The organism is Rhodococcus olei, from assembly GCF_039540555.1.
GTDB classification, from domain to species: Bacteria; Actinomycetota; Actinomycetes; order Mycobacteriales; family Mycobacteriaceae; genus Rhodococcus_G; species Rhodococcus_G olei.
Window position 1 is genome coordinate 1 of the sequence record NZ_BAABFB010000103.1, and the last position, 791, is coordinate 791.

Below are 791 nucleotides of genomic sequence, written 5' to 3' on the forward strand. Positions count from 1 at the left end.
AGGTTCACGTCCGCACCCATGTGCTTGGACCCCATCACGTCGTACGCACCGCCGTACGCCTTGCGGGTGATCACCGTGATCTTCCCGACCGTCGCCTCACCGTAGGCGTAGAGCAGCTTCGCACCGCGACGGATGATGCCGTTGTACTCCTGCTCGGTACCCGGCAGGAACCCCGGCACGTCGACGAGGGTGACGATCGGCACGTTGAACGCGTCGCAGGTCCGCACGAACCGCGCCGCCTTCTCCGAGGCGTCGATGTCCAGACACCCCGCGAACTGCGTCGGCTGGTTCGCCACGATCCCCACGCTGCGGCCGTCGATCCGACCGAACCCGACGATGATGTTCGCCGCCCGCCCGGCCTGCACCTCGAGGAACTCGTCGTCGTCGAGCAGACGCCGGATCACCTCGTGCATGTCGTACGGCTGGTTCGCCGAGTCGGGGATGATCGTGTCCAGCTCGAGGTCCTCGTCCGTCAACGACTCCTCGATCGACCCGACGATCGGATCGGTCGGCTCCAGCCGCGGCGCCGCGGCCTGGTTGTTCGACGGCAGGTACGACAGCAGGTCCTTGACGTAGTCGAGGGCGTCCTGCTCCCCCGACGCCACGTAGTGGGCGACACCCGAACGGGCCATGTGGGTGTGCGCGCCCCCGAGGTCCTCCATCGTGACGTCCTCACCGGTGACGGTCTTGATCACGTCCGGGCCGGTGACGAACATCTGCGAGGTCTGATCGACCATCACCACGAAGTCCGTCAACGCCGGCGAGTACACGTGCCCACCCGCGGCCGGACC

The 791-nt window shown here is 67.1% G+C and carries 1 protein-coding gene; it reads right to left on the minus strand.

What is annotated here, in order from left to right:
- The coding region (locus tag ABD951_RS28500; protein WP_345353642.1) for an acyl-CoA carboxylase subunit beta at positions 1 to 791 on the minus strand (791 nt) is incomplete at both ends.